Source organism: Paenibacillus sp. BAC0078 (assembly GCF_054483875.1).
Genome location: NZ_JBTLRW010000015.1, coordinates 134,710 through 154,507, shown reverse-complemented (window position 1 = coordinate 154,507; position 19,798 = coordinate 134,710). Strand labels below are relative to the sequence as shown.

22 protein-coding genes are annotated in these 19,798 nt (G+C 49.1%); 5 read left to right on the top strand and 17 right to left on the bottom strand.

The window, feature by feature from the left end; translation table 11 throughout:
- Positions 1 to 432: 432 nt before the first annotated feature.
- Both uvrC and trxA read right to left on the bottom strand, forming a co-directional pair.
- Positions 433 to 2,448, bottom strand: coding sequence for an excinuclease ABC subunit UvrC (gene uvrC / locus ACX1DY_RS23560; RefSeq protein ID WP_458966629.1), 2,016 nt, complete (start codon positions 2,446 to 2,448; stop codon positions 433 to 435).
- Positions 2,449 to 2,621: 173 nt separating this feature from the next.
- Entirely contained in the window at positions 2,622 to 2,939 is a 318-nt protein-coding gene (trxA, locus tag ACX1DY_RS23555) for a thioredoxin (RefSeq protein ID WP_458966628.1), read from the bottom strand.
- A gap of 350 nt (positions 2,940 to 3,289) precedes the next feature.
- Here trxA and ACX1DY_RS23550 point away from each other — a divergent pair, with 350 nt between their 5' ends.
- Complete coding sequence (locus ACX1DY_RS23550; RefSeq protein WP_458966627.1) at positions 3,290 to 3,445, top strand: YqzM family protein; 156 nt, start codon at positions 3,290 to 3,292, stop codon at positions 3,443 to 3,445.
- 378 nt (positions 3,446 to 3,823) lie between these two features.
- Here the strand turns inward: ACX1DY_RS23550 and dnaI are convergent, their stop codons facing one another.
- From dnaI to ACX1DY_RS23535, 3 genes are all read right to left on the bottom strand, one after another.
- Positions 3,824 to 4,780 (bottom strand): primosomal protein DnaI, encoded by a 957-nt coding sequence (gene dnaI / locus ACX1DY_RS23545; protein ID WP_458966626.1) that lies wholly within the window; start codon positions 4,778 to 4,780, stop codon positions 3,824 to 3,826.
- An 18-nt stretch (positions 4,781 to 4,798) separates the two neighbouring features.
- Positions 4,799 to 6,343 carry a replication initiation and membrane attachment family protein gene (locus ACX1DY_RS23540; RefSeq protein ID WP_458966625.1) on the bottom strand — a complete coding sequence of 515 codons (1,545 nt, stop codon included), beginning with the start codon at positions 6,341 to 6,343 and terminating at the stop codon, positions 4,799 to 4,801.
- Between the two features lie 181 nt (positions 6,344 to 6,524).
- Entirely contained in the window at positions 6,525 to 6,821 is a 297-nt protein-coding gene (locus ACX1DY_RS23535; protein WP_458966624.1) for a YuiB family protein, read from the bottom strand.
- Positions 6,822 to 7,027: 206 nt separating this feature from the next.
- On the opposite strand from ACX1DY_RS23535, the gene hemQ reads away from it, so the two are divergent.
- Complete coding sequence (hemQ, locus tag ACX1DY_RS23530; RefSeq protein WP_458966623.1) at positions 7,028 to 7,783, top strand: hydrogen peroxide-dependent heme synthase; 756 nt, start codon at positions 7,028 to 7,030, stop codon at positions 7,781 to 7,783.
- A gap of 110 nt (positions 7,784 to 7,893) precedes the next feature.
- Here the strand turns inward: hemQ and ACX1DY_RS23525 are convergent, their stop codons facing one another.
- Both ACX1DY_RS23525 and ACX1DY_RS23520 read right to left on the bottom strand, forming a co-directional pair.
- On the bottom strand, positions 7,894 to 8,157 hold the full coding sequence (locus tag ACX1DY_RS23525; RefSeq protein WP_458966622.1) for a hypothetical protein: 264 nt from the start codon (positions 8,155 to 8,157) through the stop codon (positions 7,894 to 7,896).
- Position 8,158: 1 nt separating this feature from the next.
- On the bottom strand, positions 8,159 to 9,352 hold the full coding sequence (locus ACX1DY_RS23520) for an NAD(P)/FAD-dependent oxidoreductase (protein WP_458966621.1): 1,194 nt from the start codon (positions 9,350 to 9,352) through the stop codon (positions 8,159 to 8,161).
- A 324-nt stretch (positions 9,353 to 9,676) separates the two neighbouring features.
- Between ACX1DY_RS23520 and ACX1DY_RS23515 the strand changes: the two genes are divergently transcribed.
- Complete coding sequence (locus ACX1DY_RS23515) at positions 9,677 to 10,651, top strand: NAD(P)/FAD-dependent oxidoreductase (protein WP_458966636.1); 975 nt, start codon at positions 9,677 to 9,679, stop codon at positions 10,649 to 10,651.
- Positions 10,652 to 10,785: 134 nt separating this feature from the next.
- Here the strand turns inward: ACX1DY_RS23515 and sda are convergent, their stop codons facing one another.
- From sda to ACX1DY_RS23465, 10 genes are all read right to left on the bottom strand, one after another.
- Positions 10,786 to 10,929 (bottom strand): sporulation histidine kinase inhibitor Sda, encoded by a 144-nt coding sequence (sda, locus tag ACX1DY_RS23510; RefSeq protein ID WP_042217282.1) that lies wholly within the window; start codon positions 10,927 to 10,929, stop codon positions 10,786 to 10,788.
- A 325-nt stretch (positions 10,930 to 11,254) separates the two neighbouring features.
- Complete coding sequence (locus tag ACX1DY_RS23505) at positions 11,255 to 11,917, bottom strand: YheC/YheD family protein (protein ID WP_458966620.1); 663 nt, start codon at positions 11,915 to 11,917, stop codon at positions 11,255 to 11,257.
- A gap of 381 nt (positions 11,918 to 12,298) precedes the next feature.
- Positions 12,299 to 12,859 (bottom strand): GNAT family N-acetyltransferase, encoded by a 561-nt coding sequence (locus tag ACX1DY_RS23500; RefSeq protein WP_458966619.1) that lies wholly within the window; start codon positions 12,857 to 12,859, stop codon positions 12,299 to 12,301.
- The gene (locus ACX1DY_RS23495; protein ID WP_458966618.1) at positions 12,852 to 13,640 is read right to left on the bottom strand and encodes an HAD family hydrolase; all 789 of its coding nucleotides are present in this window, start codon (positions 13,638 to 13,640) and stop codon (positions 12,852 to 12,854) included. The genes ACX1DY_RS23500 and ACX1DY_RS23495 overlap by 8 nt, the downstream gene beginning before the upstream one ends.
- Positions 13,641 to 13,663: 23 nt before the next feature.
- Positions 13,664 to 14,086: a macro domain-containing protein gene (locus ACX1DY_RS23490; RefSeq protein WP_458966617.1), complete on the bottom strand. Its 423-nt coding sequence runs from the start codon at positions 14,084 to 14,086 to the stop codon at positions 13,664 to 13,666.
- A gap of 33 nt (positions 14,087 to 14,119) precedes the next feature.
- Positions 14,120 to 14,662, bottom strand: coding sequence for a DMP19 family protein (locus ACX1DY_RS23485; RefSeq protein ID WP_458966616.1), 543 nt, complete (start codon positions 14,660 to 14,662; stop codon positions 14,120 to 14,122).
- Positions 14,659 to 15,126, bottom strand: a complete 468-nt coding sequence (locus tag ACX1DY_RS23480; RefSeq protein ID WP_458966615.1) for a hypothetical protein — start codon at positions 15,124 to 15,126, stop codon at positions 14,659 to 14,661. Before ACX1DY_RS23480 ends, ACX1DY_RS23485 begins: the two co-directional genes overlap by 4 nt.
- A gap of 33 nt (positions 15,127 to 15,159) precedes the next feature.
- A complete protein-coding gene (locus ACX1DY_RS23475) occupies positions 15,160 to 15,747 on the bottom strand; it encodes a hypothetical protein (protein ID WP_458966614.1) in 588 nt (195 codons plus the stop codon).
- Positions 15,748 to 15,833: 86 nt separating this feature from the next.
- Complete coding sequence (locus ACX1DY_RS23470; protein WP_458966613.1) at positions 15,834 to 16,262, bottom strand: GNAT family N-acetyltransferase; 429 nt, start codon at positions 16,260 to 16,262, stop codon at positions 15,834 to 15,836.
- A 471-nt stretch (positions 16,263 to 16,733) separates the two neighbouring features.
- Entirely contained in the window at positions 16,734 to 17,093 is a 360-nt protein-coding gene (locus ACX1DY_RS23465) for a HesB/IscA family protein (RefSeq protein WP_458966612.1), read from the bottom strand.
- Positions 17,094 to 17,539: 446 nt separating this feature from the next.
- On the opposite strand from ACX1DY_RS23465, the gene mqnE reads away from it, so the two are divergent.
- Both mqnE and ACX1DY_RS23455 read left to right on the top strand, forming a co-directional pair.
- Positions 17,540 to 18,646: an aminofutalosine synthase MqnE gene (gene mqnE / locus ACX1DY_RS23460; RefSeq protein ID WP_458966611.1), complete on the top strand. Its 1,107-nt coding sequence runs from the start codon at positions 17,540 to 17,542 to the stop codon at positions 18,644 to 18,646.
- A 78-nt stretch (positions 18,647 to 18,724) separates the two neighbouring features.
- Positions 18,725 to 19,786, top strand: a complete 1,062-nt coding sequence (locus tag ACX1DY_RS23455) for an NAD(P)/FAD-dependent oxidoreductase (protein WP_458966610.1) — start codon at positions 18,725 to 18,727, stop codon at positions 19,784 to 19,786.
- Positions 19,787 to 19,798 lie beyond the last annotated feature (12 nt).

The window sequence follows — 19,798 nt, the reverse complement described above, 5'->3', positions numbered from 1 at the left end:
CAGAAGGAGACCCGTGCTCTTTATTTGTGTATGAAAAACGTTAACTTTCGCTACTTCGACCGCCGTTTGGATTTCAACATGATTTTTGCGGCTTAAAATGGACTTTACCAACAGTCTGAATTTCTCCACCTGATTGTCGGCATATCGCTCTTGTTCAAAATTCAAGTGGAATGTATGCGCTTAATTTATTCAATTATCCCGAAACAGACCCGAATCCAGACTCTGCACTATTATTAGGTTCACTTTTTCCACTTATTCCTTGTTTTATTGCTCAAAAAGCTAAATTAGTGGGACAAATTACAGTTAGCCGACTCAGCCGCTCTAATTCTTACTATGAACTCAGCCTATGCGAATGATCGCCACTCTCCAAACAGCATTTAGCACAGAAAAAAGCCGGCCGTAGGCCAGCTTTTACTTCCGGTAATAATTCGCTTATGATGACGGCTCTTCGTCCTTCAGCGCCTCAAGAATCTGACCCGCCAGCTTCTCGCCGATTGACAACGTACGGAAATCCTCGATGGAGGCTTCTTTGATTTTCTTCAGCGATCCAAAATGCTTCAGCAGCAGCTTCCGGCGCTTCTCCCCAATGCCCGGAATGGAGTCCAGCTTCGAGGTCACCATAGATTTGCCGCGCTGCTCGCGGTGGAACGTAATCGCAAAACGGTGAACCTCATCCTGAATGCGCTGCAGCAGATAGAATTCCTGACTGTCCCGTGCGAGCGACACCAGTTCGGCTGAATCACCGACCAGGAGCTGGGCGGTTCTGTGCTTGTCATCCTTGACCAGACCGCAAACCGGAATGTACAGTCCCAGCTCATTCTGCAAAATATCAATGGCCGAGGAGATTTGTCCCTTCCCGCCATCGACTACAATCAGATCGGGCTGCGGCAGATTTTCCTTCAGCACCCGTTCATAACGCCGCCGGATAACCTCGCGCATCGTCTCATAATCATCCGGCCCCTGCACGGTGCGGACCTTGTATTTGCGGTATTCCTTGCGTGCGGGCTTGCCGTCTATGAAGACGACCATCGCAGATACCGGGTTGGCCCCCTGAATGTTCGAGTTGTCAAAAGCCTCGATCCGGCTGAGCGAAGGGAGCCCCAGGCTCTGGCCGAGGCTACTTGCTGCGCCGGAGGTGCGCTCCTCATCGCGTTCGATGAGCCGGAACTTCTCATCCAGCGCAACCCGGCCGTTCTGGCAGGCCATGCCGACCATCTGCTTCTTCAGCCCGCGCTGCGGCACAATCACCTTGATGCCCAGCCATTCCTGCAGGGCAGCCGCGCCTCCGGCCGCATCAACAGTTCCTTCTGCGGCTGGCTCAGCCTCCGCAGCTTCGCCTGCCTCTCCTGCCAGCTCGGCAGCATCCCCTGCCACCGCAGCCAGATCCACAGCTTCACCCGCCTCCCTAGCTAGTTCTGCTGCAGTGCCGTCCGCCTCTTCAGCGCCGGACCCCTCAGCACTGCCGCCCACTGCCATTTGCGGCTTGCCTGATTTATCGGTTCCTTCAAGCACCGTATCCGGCAGCAGAATCTCCTGCGGCAGTGCCGGATTGTCGCTATAGTACTGCGTCACGTAAGAGATGAAGTCGCTGTAGGCCTCTCCGTAGAAAGGGAACACAGAGGAGTGCCGCTGGATCATTTTCCCCTGCCGCATGTACAAAATCTGCACACACATCCAGCCCTTATCCACGGCATAGCCGAACACATCGCGGTCTCTGGTATCGGTAGTATTGATCTTCTGCTTCTCCATCAGGGCGTCAATGTGAATGATCTGATCGCGCAGCTCCTTGGCCCGCTCGAAGTACAGCTCCTCTGCGGCCTCCTGCATCTTTTGCTGCAGATCCTTCTTGACCGCCTCATGCCCGCCTCCTAGGAAGCCGGAGATACTCTGCGTGATTTCCTCATATGCGGATTTCGGCACTTCCTTCTCGCAGGGGGCCAGACATTGGCCGATGTGGTAATACAGGCAGACCTCCTTGGGCATCACGCCGCATTTACGCAGCGGATACATCCGGTCGAGCAGCTTCTTGGTCTGCTGGGCCGCGTAACCATTCGGATACGGACCGAAATATTTGGCTTTATCCTTAAGCACCCGGCGCGTAACCTCCAAGCGCGGATGAGCTTCGTTCGTTATTTTCAAATATGGAAACGTCTTGTCGTCCTTCAAAAGCACGTTGTAGCGCGGCATATGCTTCTTAATCAGGTTGCACTCCAGAATGAGCGCTTCCATGTTGCTGGACGTAACGATATATTCAAAATCGGCAATATTAGCGACAAGCCGCTGGGTTTTACCATTATGACTGCCAGTAAAATAAGAGCGGACCCGGTTCTTCAGTACCTTGGCCTTGCCCACGTAAATAATAGTGCCCTCTTCGTTCTTCATCAGATAACACCCGGGCAGGTCGGGCAGCAGCGCCAGCTTGTTGCGGATATTCTCCATATGATCCATGATTTCTCCCCCACCTATACTACACCTTGATAAGCTAAGTTTATAAGAAAAGGTCCAACAGGTTCAACTCCTAAATCCGCCTGCTATCCTCCTGTCCGACGCACAAAGCGCCTCCGGTTAATCCGAAGGCGCTTTGGCGGCGGGGCGGATGCCCCGGGTACGACAACAGCATTTTATTGGTGTTTTGCTACGATATTCTTCAGGGAATCCTTGGAGTTCAATCCCACAACTTTATCAACCGGCTGTCCGTCTTTGAAGAAGATCAGCGTAGGAATGCTCATTACGCCAAAACGGGAAGCTGTTTCCGGATTCTCATCCACATTCAATTTAGCAATTTTTACTCCGTCACCCAGTTCGGTGGACAATTCCTCCAGAATAGGGGCAAGCATTTTGCAAGGGCCGCACCAAGGTGCCCAGAAGTCTACTACTACAGTCCCTTGACCTTCCACTTCGCTGCCGAAGGATTGGTCAGACACGTTCACGATAGCCATGATATTGTTCCTCCTTTAGGTTGTACGAAGCCATATCCGCTTCTATAACAGTTAAGCTTAGTGTGGCGAATTTGCTCCGAAATTATATTGGGATAAATTGTTTCATGTAATATGATAACCAGATTATCATTTACCGACACATCCACAGTATAACATATTAATATTGATAATGGGTGAAGTTTCATAAAATTTAATTGTATAAAATCTAATACTTCAGCAGTACTCTCTTCTTTACAACGTTCCACGGACTTCGTATACTTGAGGAAAGCGCATTAATTGTCAATGACTTCTCTCACACATCTAACTGTAACCCACTAATTGCAGTCATGCAACTGCAAGGAGGAAAAAAGATGGATGCCAACGCGCAAGCACGGGACCCCAGAGAACATGTCAATGAGGAGCCCCGCAATGATCTGGGCGATTTATTGACCGGTTTTTTCGGAATGACGGGGTTTATGACAGTGGTTTTCTTCGGAATGGTCATCATTAAGTTTCTGTCTGAGTAACGTATCCAGCAAGTACAGGAATGGGAATTTCTCCACTTAATACACCCTAAAATCAGGCAGAAGGGAACACGAAGTGGAATTTCTCCACCTATTCCCGCTATATTTAACCTCTAAAGGATGTAAAGCGAGAATTAGTGGGAGTTTTTCCAATTAGCACTGATGACAAAGTATATCCTGCAAAATTAGTTGGCTTTTTTCCACTTAATGCTGCAGGATACGGTCCCCCTATGCAGACCTAATGTTTCTTTAAGCAGAGACTTCTTGATGTCCTTAAAATGCAGCGGTATCTGTTTCAGCGCATTCCCTCTTATTCATGCACAAAATCCGGCGCTTCCGTAAGGAAGACACCGGATTTTGCTGTTTCTCAGTCCCGCTAAGCTATCTGCCCGTTCCCCGCTGATTCTCCCCATGCAAAGGAATGACATCCACAAACGGGGCTATCCGGTCCATCAGCCGCTTCCCCTTGTAGACCTCTTCGCCGTCCTTGCTCGTGAAGCTGAGATGCTTCTCCAGACCGTCCAGCGGATAGTTGGAGGTGTAGAAGGTTGGCTTGCGGTTCATTCGGTAGTTGAGGATCGCTCCCAGCACATGATCGCGGGCCCACGGATTCAGATTCTCTGCACCGATATCGTCAAAAATCAGCAAATCACAGTTTTTCAGCGTATCGACGGTTTCCTTCAGCTTCTGGGCGTCCATCATGATCGACTTAAGATCCTCAATGAAATCCGGCATGTACACAATTACGCCGCTGTGTCCGGCTACCGCCAGCTCGTGGAGCAGATAGCACATCAGGAAGGTTTTGCCCGTTCCAAAGCTGCCATGCAGATAGATCCCCCGCGCAGTCAGACCCTCTTCCTTGGCTTCGGCAATATAATCAAATATTTGGTTCACGGCAGACACCCGTCGCGGGTCCTTGCCCATAATATCTATCTCGTCATAGCCGCCGTTCAGCACGCGTTCATCCACATAGAAGCTGCGGATGCGCTTGCGGATGCTGTCCTGATTATCTTGGGCGACCTTAAGCTTGCAGGCGGTCTTGCGTTCATATAGATCCACCGTACCGTTCACCGTCTCTACAGTAAGCTTGCTGTAATGTCCCGGGAAGTCATTCGGGCAATTCTCAAGACCCGGACAGCTCGCGCAGTGGCGGCTCTCTTCCACATATTGATACAGACGGCTTAAGTGCAGCTTCAGCCGCGACTCGTCCAGCTCGGGATGCTCCGCCTGAAGCTGCTTCACCAAAGGGTGGTTCAGCAGGTTCTGCTCAAGATCGCGGGAACGCTGGCGCAGCGCGGAATTATTCATCGAACGCAGCACTTCACCCATAGACTCCATAGCCGCACCTCGCTTTCTTTACGGCGTCTTGGATACGCCCTTTTTCTTGCTGGCCTTGATTTCAGCCGCCTTCTTCATCGCCGCCGCGAACTCCTCATCCGATACGGTTCCGGCGCTGCCGTCATCCAGCACAATCGGAATCTCCGGCTTGACGGACCGGCCTCCGCCCTTGGTGTAGGTACGCTGACGGGTCCCGGTCGAACCGGCAGCCCCCGCTGCCATCCCCTTTCCCTTGACCTTGGTCTGGTCACGGATATAACGCACAGCTTTCTCGTAAGTATTCACCTGCTTCACCAGCATATTGCTGGCGATAGCCTCAACGAAATTACGGTTCATCCGTTGATCTCCGCCCGAAGCCACCATGGTCATCACATAATGGATCAGCACGTTGATGACCTCTCCGCTCAGCTTGTAATTGAGGTCAATCTTCTCGAAGGTATCCATCAATTGGGTTGGTACTGAACCAGGAAAGAATGTCTGCAGCAGCCGTGTATAAGGCTCGTTGCGCAGCATCATATTATATTGGTGTATGTCACATTTGGATAAAAATTGCGGAGGAACCTCCACATAATACTCCATCTCGACCGATTGCTCCGGCGGAGCAATCGAATCATCGCCTTCCTCAGCGGATGCCGAGCGCAGGGAGATTACCTTGGCTGCAGCGATTTCCCGCTTCTCCTGGCGCTTCAGATCCTGGCGGAAATGCTGGCTCGCCTTGTACTGCAGCGCATCCAGGATCACCTCGCCATCCGGCGTGAACACCCCGTCCTCATCCAGCAGGCGGGACAGATCCTGGGGACTGAGCTCGTATTTGTGGGCCACATAATTGATCATCCCCATCTGGGTATGGTCAAAGCGCAGCTTCTCGACATGAACCCGGTTAACGGACTCACGCGGGAACCGCAAAATGATGTCGCTGTAGCCGATGGCCGGTTCACCGGTTTCACGCATGCCGGGCTGCCGGACCGAAGCCACCTCGGCCAGCGCCTGCTCCAGCTCATAATCTATCACATGCGTATTGAGTTGAAAAATATCGTAAAAGGGCAGGGAAATATTCTCTTTGCCGATGGACCGGCGGCTCCATTCCTCCGGTTCCCGGTTCCAGAACTGCTCGCGCAGCGACAACACGGCGAATTTGCCAATCTTGTCCCGCAGCAGCAGCGTCAAATGCTGGGTTGCAAAAAAATCAGCCGGCGACAGTGGCGGCAGCAGCTCGTATTCGTACATATAATCATCGGTTTCCGCGACATAGATACGGCAGGTCTGCAGAAGCCCCACCGCTTCCAGCCGGGAAGCCTGGTCCACCAAATATTTGCGGCCTTTCTCATTCGGCTCTACGCCCAGTGTCATGAACAGCCGGCGCTGCTGCTCCACCGGGGAGTAGCCGATAGCTTCAGCCGGAATATGCTCGAACAACAGCCGGTACAGGCTGACGGCAAAAGCGCCGACCATCGGCTGATACACCGAGCTCAGCATACGTCCATCCACACTGCTTAGACCGAATTCGCGGGAAACGCAGTACCGATGATGTTCGGTGAAATGATGCAGGTGACTCATGCGCATCTGCGGATTACCTCCCTCTTTTTCTACACGAATCCGTATAGATTTCTATTCTATCACAAAACACCCGGCCGGAAATGTAAAAAAAAGTCCAAATATATCCTATCAAAATGTAGAAAAACGGCCTCGCCAGCCTCTAACAAGGGCAGCAGCCGTTTTGTGGGTGTGTGTTGCAACGCTTCACTTAGAACATTTTGTAGCCGCCCAGCCGTAGCTTCTGAATCGTCCAGCCGCTGAGCACCGCGCCGGCAAGTCCGGCAATTCCGGTGAGATAGTCCACCACATGAAAGGTTGAAAGATGCTGCCAGAGAGTCATTGTGCTTTGATCCCAGATGGAATATACAACCACAGGCAGAATCACAATCACGAACAGATAGGCGGGGAACCAGGTGGTCTTCATTAACATGTTAAGAATAAAGCCAATGCCAAACATCATAACAAAGAACAAAACGGCCAGTACAAACACAGGAATAAATCCCATCTTACCGCCATCCCCTCTCTCTATAAAGAACCGCACAGCGAACCTTATGTAATTGTAAGTTTACTAGAAAAAATGTAACGAAGCAATGAACATTATCGTCCTGCAAAAGCCAACTGCTGCAAAATAAAGCGTCAGAGTTTGCTCTTGGCCTCCCGCATGCGCTACAATGCAAATAGATCATTTGGAACTTTACGAGGAGTGAGAACATGAACGAAGCCGCGTTGACGCTGGAAGGCTGGTATGCCCTGCATGACTTCCGCTCTCTGAACTGGACGGCCTGGACGGCAGCCGATGATGAAGAACGCGCCGTTGCCCTGGAAGAGCTGCATGCCTTTATGCAGGAATGGGGACCGGTGGAGGAGGCCAAGGAAGGAAGCTCCACAGTGTATTCCATTGTCGGCCAGAAGGCTGATTTCGTGATGATGTTTCTGCGGGAAAGCCTTGAAGCACTGAATGCCCTTGAGACTGCCTTCAACAAAATCGCCTTTGCCCAATATACCACCAAGTCCTTCTCTTATGTCAGTATTGTTGAGCTCAGCAACTACGCCGCAGGAGGAAACACCGATGGCAGCGATCCTATGCTGAATCCGCATGTCGCCGCCCGTTTGAAGCCTGTTCTGCCGCAAGCGAAGCATATTTGCTTCTACCCGATGAACAAGAAACGCGAGCTTGCCGACAACTGGTACATGCTGGATATGGAGAAACGCCGCGAGCTGATGAATTCGCACGGGTTAATCGGACGCGGGTATGCCGGAAAAGTGAAGCAAATCATCACCGGCTCCGTCGGCTTCGATGACTTTGAATGGGGCGTGACCCTATTCGCCGAAGATGCGCTGCAGTTCAAGAAGCTCGTATACGAAATGCGTTTTGACGAAGTAAGCGCCCGCTACGGCGAATTTGGCCCATTCTATGTCGGCAACCTTCTGACTCCCGAAACATTTGAGGAAATGCTGAAGCTGTAAGATTGCCTCAAATAAACGCATAATGCTCCAGCCTGCAAAAAGGGTGTGTCTCCTTCGCGGAGACACACCCTTTGATTATGAAGCCAAAATGACGGAGCTTGTCCACCGTCTTATTCGTTGTCCTCTTCGCTGTCTGCATCCTCATCCCGCAAGCTCTCCAGATATTCCGCCGTCGCGCGGTCACGGGCCCGGCTCTTATCCTTCAGGCGTTCAATCGCCGGGAGAATGAGAATGTCGATTTCCTTCTGCACATTGTAAGCAAGGTCGTAGCGGCTCTGATCCTCCAGATAAGACCCTACCTCAATCAGACCATTATATCTGTCCAGCTCTTCACGCGTCAGCAGTCCGCGTACTTGCACGCTGCAGTGGCGCATCTTAGAGGAATCTTCCTTTTTTGAGCACCAGCGGAATGCCGCCGATAATGAACAAATAACGCATATCCACGACCTTCTTCAGCTGCGCCGCTGTCCAGCCCTTGTATTTCTTATCGCCAACCACGGCGATGCCCTGACCTTTGCCAAGCGAAGCTACAGTTCCCTTGTTGCTGAAGGCGAACTTCTTCGGCTGCTGGCTGCGGATTGCCGCCACAAGATTATGCGCACAGCACTCGCCCTGCTGCATAGCAATTTGCGCTGTCGGCGGATAAGGGCGTCCTTCGGGATTAATCATCAGGGAGCCGTCGCCGATAATAAAGATATTCTCATGTCCCGGCGCACGCAGGTACTCGTCCACCTTCACGCGTCCGCGCATCGCTTCAAAGCCAGCGGCTTCGATCAGACGGTTGCCGCGGATTCCGCCAGTCCAGACGATGGTAGAGGCTTTGATCTCTTCGCCTGTTGCGAGGATAACACCGCCCGGCAGACATTCCTTGATCGCTACGCCGATCTTGAAGGTTACGCCCTTCTTCGTGAGCACAGTCATCGCATGCTCCACCAGCTCCGGGGCAAATCCCGGCAGCGCTGTAGGTGCGGCCTCCACATTGTAGACATTAACCATGCTTGGATCAACATCATATTCTTTGCACAGAGCCGGGATGCGGTCGGCCAGCTCGGCCACAAATTCAATGCCGCTGAAGCCTGCGCCACCCACAACGAAATTAATATGCTCTTGTGCATTATTCTCATTTTTGTATTTGGCAAATTGATATTCAATATGCTCACGGATCAGGCGCACAGAATTTATGCTGCGGATCGTGAGCGCATATTTGTCGAGTCCCGGAATTCCGAACGTTTCCGGCTCGCCGCCAAGGGCGATTACGAGATAGTCATAGGAAAGCGTGCCATCTTCCAGAATGACTTTTTTCTGCTGGGTGCGAATTTCCTGTACGGAAGATTTTACGAGATCAATTTTGAATTCATCAATTAATTTAGAAATAGATACGCGCGAATGCTCAATGCTATCCGTTCCCGCAGCAGGCATATGAAGATGGGTTGTAAAATAATGATACTCATGGCGGTTTACGAGTGTCACATCCGCTTCATTATAGTTCAAAGCTTTCTGCAGCCGCTGCGCGGTCAAAATACCTCCATATCCCGCGCCTAGAATGACGATTTTGGGAATACTGCTCATGTTCCGGCTCCTTCCAACAGGTGAATCTGTCTATGTGTTATTTTTTGTCAAAAAATTCAGGTTCTTTTGTGAATTTATACACTTAAATTCAGAAGAATTTCCAATAAAACTTAAAGGATTTCTAAAATAACCATATCCATTGTAAACCTTAGTATCGTTTTAATCAAATATAATCATACAACAAAAAGTCATAACTTTCGGGGCAAATCAAGCCTTTGCAGGTCGGTCCCACAATGTTTATAATGAGGAAGTAAACTAGTATGGCAATTTGAAACTATCAACTCGGAGGTGTAATATTACGTGACACTAGAGCAATCCGTTCCTATGAGCGATCTTCTAATCATAGGCGGGGGCCCAGCCGGTATGTTTGCCGCTTTTTATGGCGGGATGCGTCAGGCATCGGTAACCCTTATTGAAAGTATGCCCCAATTGGGAGGGCAGCTTGCTGCTCTTTATCCTGAAAAATATATTTACGACGTGGCCGGTTTTCCAAAAGTAACCGCTCAAGAGCTGGTAAATAACCTTTCCCGGCAGATGGAAATGTTTCAGTCCGATATCCGGCTGGAAGAGAAGGTCGTCTCGCTTACCAAGCAGGACGAACGCCATTTCATCGTCACCACCGATAAGGCGGAATATCACAGCAGAGCGGTAATCATTACTGCAGGCGTAGGCGCCTTTGAACCGCGCCGTCTGGAGCTTCCGGAAGCAGCGCGTTTTGAGAAAGCGAACCTGCATTATTTCGTAAGTGATTTGAACGCATTCAAAGGCAAAAAGGTGCTGATCAGCGGCGGCGGCGACTCCGCAGTTGACTGGGCGCTAATGCTGGAGCCAATCGCCGAGCAGGTAACTCTGATTCACCGCCGCGATAAATTCCGGGCACATGAGCACAGCGTAGAGAATCTGATGGCCTCCAAGGTAAACGTAATTACCCCTTCGGAGATCACCGAGCTGCATGGCGAAGAGTTCATCACCAAGGTCACCCTATCCAATATCAAAACCAAAGAGACACAGGAAATTGAAGTAGACAGCGTAATTGTCAATTTTGGTTTCGTGTCCTCCCTTGGGCCGATTGCCGAATGGGGTATTGATATCGAGAGCAACTCGATCGTGGTTGACTCCCGTATGGAGACAAGCATTCCAGGAATCTTCGCTGCCGGGGATATTACAACCTATCCGGGCAAGCTGAAGCTAATCGCCGTTGGATTCGGAGAAGCTCCTACCGCTGTGAATAATGCCAAGGTATACATTGATCCTGAGGCAAAGCTGTCCCCGGGACATAGCAGCAACCTCAAGCTTTAGGCTTTTTTTCACCCATACTTGTGTACAATAAAAGGGTATCCTTTCAGGCTGATTGCACTCAACTTGAAAAGATACCCTATTTTGTGCCGCGTGCGGTTTGAATGAATGTGCTGCTGAAAGGTAATCTCTGAGCCTTAATGAAGAACCGCATGTACTGGAGAGTGTAAGTTCCGTTTGCGAATTTCAGCGAGCAGCAGAGCGATGAAATCATGCTCTAATTGCAGCTCTATTGCTCTATGGTAAGAGTCCAAGAGCATCTCATCCGACAATTCAACCATAACGTTCACCTACCTTTCCTTTATTTGGATCTGAATCTATCATAGCAAACTATCATTTTTCGAACAAGCGTTCTCATTATCCACAGCCAACTGTGGAGATCCTGTGCATAATATGTTAGTAAAGCCTCTGGAGTCATTAACTGCACAGTGGAATATGGGGATAACAGTTATGCACAGGAGCCAGGCCCTATCATTTGCGGCGATATTTTTTTTAAAATGTTCATAATTACGTGGAATTCCTTCCATACATTCCCTTACAATTCACACACTAATCGCAATTCTATCTCATTACTATATTTATCGTCAATTCTTAAAAATTATTTAATTACTTTGGTCTTGTATTCACTTCTAAAATCCAGATTTTCCCTCTATGATCTACAGCGTAATCAAAGCCAAGCTCTCCAACTCCCGGAAAATGCCGCTCCATCACTTCTATGCAGATTAAGGTCAGCCGCCGCATCTCTGCCTTTTTAGCTGACGTACTCACCTTCGGCAAAGATTTTCTCAGCCCTTCCCGGCAGCTCAGCATCGTCCCTCCCTTGCACAGGTTGGTGACGAACAGTCCCGGTCTTGCCAGCCTTCCCACCATCGCACGAAATACCCAGTGATCCCCGTTCTTCGCCACTTTGACCCGGTAATCCAGCGGGCGCCCGGAAATCCGGGCCAGAGAAATGCCCTGTTGGATTAAATATTTCCGTTTGACCTTGAATCTGTCCAAGGCATGTCTCATGGATGAGAAGTCACGAAAAACCCGTGTGCTGTGCATATACGTGAAGCCATACCCGCGCTTATCCCGGAATACTTTGATCACCCCGTAGCCGCCGCCGCCCACAACAGGCTTAATTACTACATTACTGTATCTCCCCAGCATCGTTAATAATCCAGCAGCACTATATTCCATCGTTCTTGGAATGTAACCGGCAACCCGTGGATCACTAAGCAGCGCCTGAGTTTTCAGCCACTTGCTGGCCAGTTGTCTTCCTGCCATCTTCCTCCCTCTCCTTTCTCATTCCCAGCCTACCCTATACATTACTCAGAAAAGGTCACGCCCTCCTGTATGATTGTCCGTGTAAGCGGGAGCGAACGGCAAAAAAGGGCATATGGCAGCAGAGCCTTATGTCCTGGTACATCGCATATGGAAACACGGGGTTGCCGCAGAATCTGACAAGCCCACTTTACGGCAATCGACAGCAACCGCCAGGGCAAGGACAAGTGCGGATGATGTCGGATTCTCTGAACAGTACTAATATAATCTATGAAAAAGCGCGCCGATGGCTTGTGCAGATGGACAGCTTGATCCGCTGATATTCTTTCATATATATATCAGTAAAATATGGCATCCGGTCAGAGTGTTCCAGTATATAGCTCTTCATGTCTCCCTTTTATATTCCTGCTTCAAAATCGAATACTGGTAGGAGTCATGCCACTTCCCCTTATGCCACATGTGCTCCCGCAAATGTCCCTCGTAAGCCATACCAAGCTTCTGCATGACTTTAGCTGAGCCAATATTCTCTGGCCGGCAGGTCGCATATATTCGATGAAGATATAGCTCTTGAAATCCGAAATCAAGCACAGCGGCAGCGGCTTCAGAAGTATATCCCTGTCTCCAAAACAGCGGGTTGAAGCAATAGCCGATCTCCCCTTGCCTCGGTTCGCTAACGTGAATGCCACACCCGCCGATTAGCTGATGGGTCTGTTTCAAAACGACGGCAAATTCGAAATCTCGCCGGGGAATTTGCCGTTGCATTTCCAAGGTCAGGTTGATATAGCCCCTCGTGTCCTCTACCGAGTTCGGTCCCCAAATCATATATTTTGCCACCAGAGGGTCAGAGGCATATACATGCACAGCTTCCATATCCTCAACGGTAAATTCACGGATGATTAGCCGTTCTGTTGTTATTTGCAAGGTTCTCCCCTCTTTCTTACTCATTCTGCCTTCTTATCCTTTCCAATCCTACAGCTACACCGTCATTATCGTTCGTTTCCGTAACCTCGCTGGCGATGGTCTTTAATTCCTGTATAGCGTTTCCCATAGCAAAAGACCATCCGCAAACATTGAACAGCCCGATATCATTGTGATCATCTCCAAAAACCACTGTTTCCTCTTTGGAGACTCCCAACTTAGCAAGCAGACTCAATACTGCCAATTCTTTGGAAGCCTTGCTAGACATGATCTGTATGAGCTGCCCGTTATCAGTAACCAGAATATTGAGCTCGGTAGGGAATTTTTTGCGAAGCGCTTCTACGTCAATGTTCCCTGTGATCAGAATTTTTGTGGCATCATATCCCTTAAGCTCTTCCAGAGATTTCACAACCGGAGTCCCTTTCACATTCATAACCGTGGCATAATCAACTTCCTTTAGACTGAACCATTCATCCTGAACTTCAATCCCAAGCTCAAGATCCGAATGAACGCTGATGCAATGCTCAAGAACTGCTGCCGCAATGCTTCTATGGATAGGCTCATGAACGTTAATCCCCAGATGATTGCATACGATCATAGCTCCGTTGTAATACACAAAGGAACCTAACGTTAATAATTCCTTAGGCAGAAAAGCGTTCACGGCTCTGGGCGGACGCGCAGTGGCAAAGATAAGCTGCATTCCTTCTTCATGACAGGCGATAACGCTTTTGTAATTCCGTTCTGAAATCTTTTTATCTGAGTTAAGCAGCGTTCCATCCAAATCCAGCACAACTGCAGCGAACCTCATTGCGAATCCCTCCCCCAGGATAGCTATAGCCTGCATACAACAACGTTCACATCAGTATCGTTAAACTCTGCGACGATGATCTCTCTAACCTTTCCCCACTGCAATTTATCTAAGCCGCAACCAATTTCAGGCATGGCGATGTGAGTAATCGACTCCTGGATACAGATGTCTTTCATTGATCTCAGGGCTAACGTCAAAGTCTCGTAGGTAGGCTTCTGCCAATATTTCGGCTTGGTAATCAAGTTGAACACGCGGCCGACCTTATAACATTTTCCTACAACCAGCTCATTCCTGCTTGCTGCATCCTGAAGTGAGGACAGCTTGAATCTTTTCCGGAATTGCACAGCAATCCCCGCCCCCATTTTGGCATCGGCCGAAATACAGTGAGCCAGCATGTACTCTTCCGGCATTGAGAACAAGTCTTTTTTTATTTCTTGCATTTCCATAGATGCTCACTCCATCTTCTGCATTTTTGCTGATTATTTGCTATATTGCCCAAGCTCTTCATCCAGTAGATGCCTATTCTGCGAAAGATAATGGATCAGATTATCAAAAATATTGCGGTCAGGTGTGTTCAAATACAGCCCATCAGCCTCTCTCAGTATTCCATCCAGCACTTCTGCATTTAGTATGTACCGATCTTGAAAACTGCTGATTTCATGTAGGGTAGGGGTCTTTTGCCGCTGAGGACGGTTTGCTTCAAGCTGCTGCTTGATATGCTCCAGTATTCTGGCATCTTCGGCTGCGCCTATATGCTTCAAGGCCTCTATCGTTTCCGCCAAATATCTCCCGGATGAATTCTCAAGAAAGCCCAGAATGCCATTCATCGTTAATTCGGTGTCCAAATCTATCAGCAGCAAAATATCCCGCAGAAATCCCGGCGATTCCAGCACAGCCTCTCTAGCAGCCACATTATCTGGCTCATAAATATTACTGCATATCGAATCAACGATCTCTTCGGCGGTGAGGTCTTTGTATTCACTTGGTAGACATTTTAACAAATTTGCTTTTTGGTTATTCATCGTGGTTCCTCCTGATAGAATTTTCCCGCAGCCTTTCTGATCAAAGGTGCGATATTCCTGATATAATCCCCTTCCTCTTCCTCATTAATAATCAACGCCGTTGTCTCTGCCTCTTCTGGATACCCGTAATGCTCAAATTTTTCTAATTTAAAACGGAATTTCACCTCATTATTTACTTTCGATGCAACCCGGCAGTCATAACAAACTCCTTCATCGGTTATGATTCCCTTCAGTTCTTCAAGGTTCCGCGGAGAATACCAATACACGAAGTTACTTTCGATATATTCCGTCCGTTCCTTTATGAAATTGACTGTTTCTGGATCATAGCCATAACGATCAAGCCCGTACCTCGGAAACAGCAAAAAATGATCCTTATCCGTAAAACAGTTCAAGATCATCGCCTCTTCAGAGGGATCTAAATAGAAATTCAGAATCAACCTGTGAAAATCTTTGAAAATAAGCAATTGCTAGCCCCCTTCTTATCCGTTTCTCATGTCTTACTGTCCAAACAAAGTAAACCCGGGAAAATGCTCATTCCAATATTCTTTCATCGTTAAAAGCACTCCGTTTCTCTCCGCCTCAGTCAATCCTGCCAAGCTAAAATCCGCCCCGCACCAATAGGGATAATTCACGAAAATATGCTGCCAATGCTCCTTAATCTCAGCATAGAAATCCATAGCATTGAATTCAAGGATGTTTTTCCAAATTAAGAATTGCTCCATTGTATCAAGGCCTTCAAAAACAGGCGCCTCCGGGGTTAGCCCTACATAACCGGTACCATAGTAAACATCAACAACTCGTATAGGGCCGACCAGATGATGATTGAATTCATCCATTTCCTCTGCGGGTATCCACAATTCCTTGTGATGGCTGGCGCCAACTACTTGTTCTGCAAATTGATCTATGTAAGGACTAGAAACATCAAATTCCGTCACAAATCCAACATAACCGGAAAATGAATCTTTGGTGTTCCATTCTCTTGCGATTTGATCCGCATACGGTTTATTTAGCACCGGGTAAAAGATGGGCTGCTCCGGTAATCTTGGCGGAAAGCCGCCGAGCTTCAGATCAAGTATCAGCTTCATTTCCGCAAGACCGACAGGCCGGTATAGGGTTTTCATGGGTTCCTCCTGTTACCTTCGGATTCATAACTTCATAGCACGCTAACAAGCTATAGTTTTTTCAACAACACCATTTCCTCATCTCTGCTATAGCCATTCTTCTCATAGGTTTGGATAGCAGGATCATTCCTTGATCCGGTCAGTATTTTAACGTTCAGAACACCTCTGGCCCGTAGCTCCGCCTCCAGAAAAGCTACTAATAAAGTTGCGCCACCGCGTCTTCGTGCTTTCTCCCGCACATACATTTCAGTGATCTCGCCATACCCTTCGCCATAACAAAATGATTTGAAATACTGTGCGCAAGCAAAACCTACCGGGAATCCTCCCCTTACTCCTAATGCAACAAGCTCTGTAGATGAAGCCAAACTTTCTTTTACCTCATCTGTCCTCATCAGAACTCCGTTGAATTCATAATTCAGATTGGCCAGAGCTTCGGCATCCGCTTCAGTCGCCAATCTTACTTGAATCTCATCGTTCACCTTGTTCACCTCTTAGGGACTTCAATTCAACCCTGCCACTTCATATCAGTATATCAGCCTCACTAAATACTGGAAACCACCAGAAAAAAGGACCCTTCAGGTTATCCCTGAAAGATCCTTATCTATCGCCCTATATAATAGGAAAGAACTAGATGCTATTACATAGATGGAATTTCTCCACTTAATAAGCCAAAATCTGCTCCCGGAGCAGGAATTAGTGGGATTTTCTCCACTTATCCTGTGAAGCTTTGCTGCATATCGGCTATTCGGGCTAAAATAGATGGACTTTTTCCACCTAATGATAAGCCAACAGTCGATAATCTTAGATTAGTGGGAGAAATTCCACTTAACTCCAGCGTTCGAAGTTTCCTCATCAGCCGAAGCTCCTTCAAAAGCCAGTGTCCGTGCGGGATAGCGCATCAGCCTCTATCGCCGTTGCCCCCGGTCAGATCAAACGTTGATACAAAGCAATTAGCAAGGCTCAGCCGCAGGCTTGCCTGCATCGTCCTTCGTACGGAAGCTCGAACCACAGCCGCATGTAGCAGTAGCGTTCGGATTATTAATGGTGAAGCCTCCGGTCATGCCGGATTCCTCGAAGTCGATTTCGAGGCCGTTGAGATAACGGATATCGTCTTTGCTTACGACTACCTTCATGCCTTGAACTTCCATGTATACGTCCTGATCGCTTTCGTTGTCGTCGAAGCCCATAGCGTAGGAGAAGCCGCTGCAGCCGCCCTCTGTTACGCCAAGGCGAAGGAACATGTTCGGTACTTCCTGCTCAGCCAGCATAGCCTTGAGTTGATCTGCCGCTGTTTCACTGATTGATATCATGGTCTTTTGCCTCCTAAAAAAGAATATTCTGTATCATATGACCATCCGGCCAAAAAGTAATTTTTTTAAAATATAAGAATTTATATGTTTCACCCTATAAATTATCCTTATATTTCTCGCTGAAACGGATACCTGAAAGCGATACGGAGTATCGCTGCTTCGGAAGCTTAGGCTTCTTATCAAGAACGGCGTAGCCGTTTCCACTTGTATAAAATTAAGTATACTCCACTATTCACCTGCCCTCAAGTCCAAACTGCATCGATGCAAAGCGTGAATCTGCTGCTTATTCCATCTCTTTTCAGCGGTTGCTCACCCCTTGTGAGAGGTTTATAATAGGAACAGCGATAAGCACAAAATTCGGAAAATTGTCACGCAGGAAGCTGTCAACGCAGCATTTTGTAATGGACGGCAGCTCTTTGAGTTTATTCCAGAAATGAGGAAATCATATGTCTACCCTTATAACACCCCACACAGACGCCAGAATGGCGAGCATTATTGAGAAGGTTCGCGGCGGTGAACGATTGAATTTGGAAGATGGCGTTTATTTATATGAAAGCAACGATTTGCTGACAATCGGTCAGCTCGCGAACGAGGTCAATCAGCGTAAGAACGGGAATAAGGTATATTTTATCGAAAATATGAGCCTGTATTTCACCAATGTTTGCGAATCCCGCTGCGCATTCTGCAATTTCCGCAAGGATGACGGAGAAGAGGGCGCATATACCCTTTCCGGTCAGGAAATGGTGCAATATGTCGAGCAGCATATCCATCCCGGGGTACGTGAATTCCATATCGTCGGCGGCCATAATGATAAGGTTCCCTTCCAATACTACGTTGATTCGCTAAAAGCCTTGAACGAAGCGTTCCCGCAGGTTACCTTGAAGGCGTACACTGCGGCTGAAATCGACTTTTTCACCCGCATCAGCGGACTAAGCATCCGTGAAGTACTGGAGGAGCTGCGGGCAGCAGGCCTGCAGACGCTTACCGGGGGCGGAGCCGAGATTCTATCCGATCAATACCGCAAAAAAATGCGCGTGGACAAAGCTAATGTCGAAGAGTATCTGGAGGTCCACCGGACAGCGCACAAGCTCGGGATGAAAACACATACCACTATGCTGTACGGCTCTATCGAATCCCGTGAGGACCGTGTGCGCCATATGCTGCAAATCCGTGATCTGCAGGACGAAACGAACGGCTTCATGGTATTTATCCCGCTGTCGATGCAGCCGAAGAATAAAAATGCCGGAATCATGCGCCGCAACTCCGCATATGAGGATCTCAAGACGATTGCGGTCAGCCGGTTAATGCTGGATAACTTCGACCATATTAAGGCTTACTTCATTAATATTGGCGCACAATTGACCCAGGTTGCCCTCAGCTTCGGAGCCTCCGATGTGCATGGAACGATTCTGAAGGAACGCATTAGCCATGCTGCCGGAGCGTTAACTCCAGAAGGATTGACACGCGAGGAGCTGATCTGGCTCGTGAAGGGCGCAGGACGGATTCCGGTTGAACGGGATACATTTTATAACGAAATCAAAGTATACGAATAACTGTAAACTGCAAGCCGGTGTCCATCCGGTAACTGCTGCAATGCCATTACTAATGTCCTCATTCGAAAGGAAAATATCATGCGAACATTACTAGTTCTGGGCGGCGGCTACGGCGGACTTGCCCTCATTCAGGAATTGCTGGGCAGTCATCTTCCCCATGATGTAGAGATTGTTTTAATTGACCGGATGCCTTACCAGGGGATAAAGACGGAATATTATGCGCTTGCAGCAGGTACGGTTACCGACTATCATCTGCGTATCCAGTTCCCGGTTCATCCCCGGCTGACTGTGCGTTACGGTGAAATTGGCTCCATTGATCTGGAGAGCCGGCTGGTATTTCTGGAGACCGGGGAGCTGGTATCCTATGATATCCTGGCGATTGCCCTGGGGTGCACCGATAACTATCATAATATTCCGGGCGCAGAGGAGCATACCTGCAGCATCCAGAGCTTCTCGGGAACACGCGAAACGTACCGCCGGCTGAACGATGTGAAGCCGTACGGAAGTGTCAATATTGTAGGTGGAGGATTAAGTGGAGTGGAAATCGCCGCCGAGCTGCGGGAGAGCCGCCCGGATCTGAATATCTCCATTCTGGACCGGGGGGAGCGGGTGCTGTCCTCTTTTCCGGCGAAGCTGTCTCAGTATGTAGAGGACTGGTTCAAAGTGCACCATGTCGAAACGCTGGGACAAATCTCCGTATCCCACGTCGAAAAGGATGCCATCTTCAATGGCACCCAGGCTATCCCTGCGGATGTGACGGTATGGACCGGAGGCATCCAGCCGGTAAAGGTGGTGCAGCAGCTTGAGCTCCCGAAGGACCGGGGCGGACGGATTATTGTGGGCCAATATTACAATGTGACGGATTATCCGGAGGTTTACGTCATTGGCGACTGCGCCAGCCTGCCTTTTGCGCCAAGTGCGCAAGCTGCGGGAGCGCAGGGTGAACAGGTGGCGAATATTATTCAAGCGTTGTGGCGCAACGAGACGCCCAAGCTGCACAAAATCAAGCTGAAAGGAACTCTCGGCTCCCTCGGCAAACATGCCGGCTTTGGCCTGATGGGCCGCCGGTCTGTCATGGGGCGGGTTCCCCGGCTGCTGAAGAGCGGCGTGCTCTGGATGTCCAAGCGCCATTTCGGCTAGGGTTAGCGCGGG

Coding starts and splice junctions, on each gene's coding strand:
- uvrC (WP_458966629.1), bottom strand. CDS start 2,448: ATGGATCATATGGAGAATATCCGCAACAAGCTGGCGCTGCTGCCCGAC.
- trxA (WP_458966628.1), bottom strand. CDS start 2,939: ATGGCTATCGTGAACGTGTCTGACCAATCCTTCGGCAGCGAAGTGGAA.
- ACX1DY_RS23550 (WP_458966627.1), top strand. CDS start 3,290: ATGGATGCCAACGCGCAAGCACGGGACCCCAGAGAACATGTCAATGAG.
- dnaI (WP_458966626.1), bottom strand. CDS start 4,780: ATGGAGTCTATGGGTGAAGTGCTGCGTTCGATGAATAATTCCGCGCTG.
- ACX1DY_RS23540 (WP_458966625.1), bottom strand. CDS start 6,343: ATGCGCATGAGTCACCTGCATCATTTCACCGAACATCATCGGTACTGC.
- ACX1DY_RS23535 (WP_458966624.1), bottom strand. CDS start 6,821: ATGGGATTTATTCCTGTGTTTGTACTGGCCGTTTTGTTCTTTGTTATG.
- hemQ (WP_458966623.1), top strand. CDS start 7,028: ATGAACGAAGCCGCGTTGACGCTGGAAGGCTGGTATGCCCTGCATGAC.
- ACX1DY_RS23525 (WP_458966622.1), bottom strand. CDS start 8,157: ATGCGCCACTGCAGCGTGCAAGTACGCGGACTGCTGACGCGTGAAGAG.
- ACX1DY_RS23520 (WP_458966621.1), bottom strand. CDS start 9,352: ATGAGCAGTATTCCCAAAATCGTCATTCTAGGCGCGGGATATGGAGGT.
- ACX1DY_RS23515 (WP_458966636.1), top strand. CDS start 9,677: ATGAGCGATCTTCTAATCATAGGCGGGGGCCCAGCCGGTATGTTTGCC.
- sda (WP_042217282.1), bottom strand. CDS start 10,929: ATGGTTGAATTGTCGGATGAGATGCTCTTGGACTCTTACCATAGAGCA.
- ACX1DY_RS23505 (WP_458966620.1), bottom strand. CDS start 11,917: ATGGCAGGAAGACAACTGGCCAGCAAGTGGCTGAAAACTCAGGCGCTG.
- ACX1DY_RS23500 (WP_458966619.1), bottom strand. CDS start 12,859: ATGAGTAAGAAAGAGGGGAGAACCTTGCAAATAACAACAGAACGGCTA.
- ACX1DY_RS23495 (WP_458966618.1), bottom strand. CDS start 13,640: ATGAGGTTCGCTGCAGTTGTGCTGGATTTGGATGGAACGCTGCTTAAC.
- ACX1DY_RS23490 (WP_458966617.1), bottom strand. CDS start 14,086: ATGGAAATGCAAGAAATAAAAAAAGACTTGTTCTCAATGCCGGAAGAG.
- ACX1DY_RS23485 (WP_458966616.1), bottom strand. CDS start 14,662: ATGAATAACCAAAAAGCAAATTTGTTAAAATGTCTACCAAGTGAATAC.
- ACX1DY_RS23475 (WP_458966614.1), bottom strand. CDS start 15,747: ATGAAGCTGATACTTGATCTGAAGCTCGGCGGCTTTCCGCCAAGATTA.
- ACX1DY_RS23465 (WP_458966612.1), bottom strand. CDS start 17,093: ATGATATCAATCAGTGAAACAGCGGCAGATCAACTCAAGGCTATGCTG.
- mqnE (WP_458966611.1), top strand. CDS start 17,540: ATGTCTACCCTTATAACACCCCACACAGACGCCAGAATGGCGAGCATT.
- ACX1DY_RS23455 (WP_458966610.1), top strand. CDS start 18,725: ATGCGAACATTACTAGTTCTGGGCGGCGGCTACGGCGGACTTGCCCTC.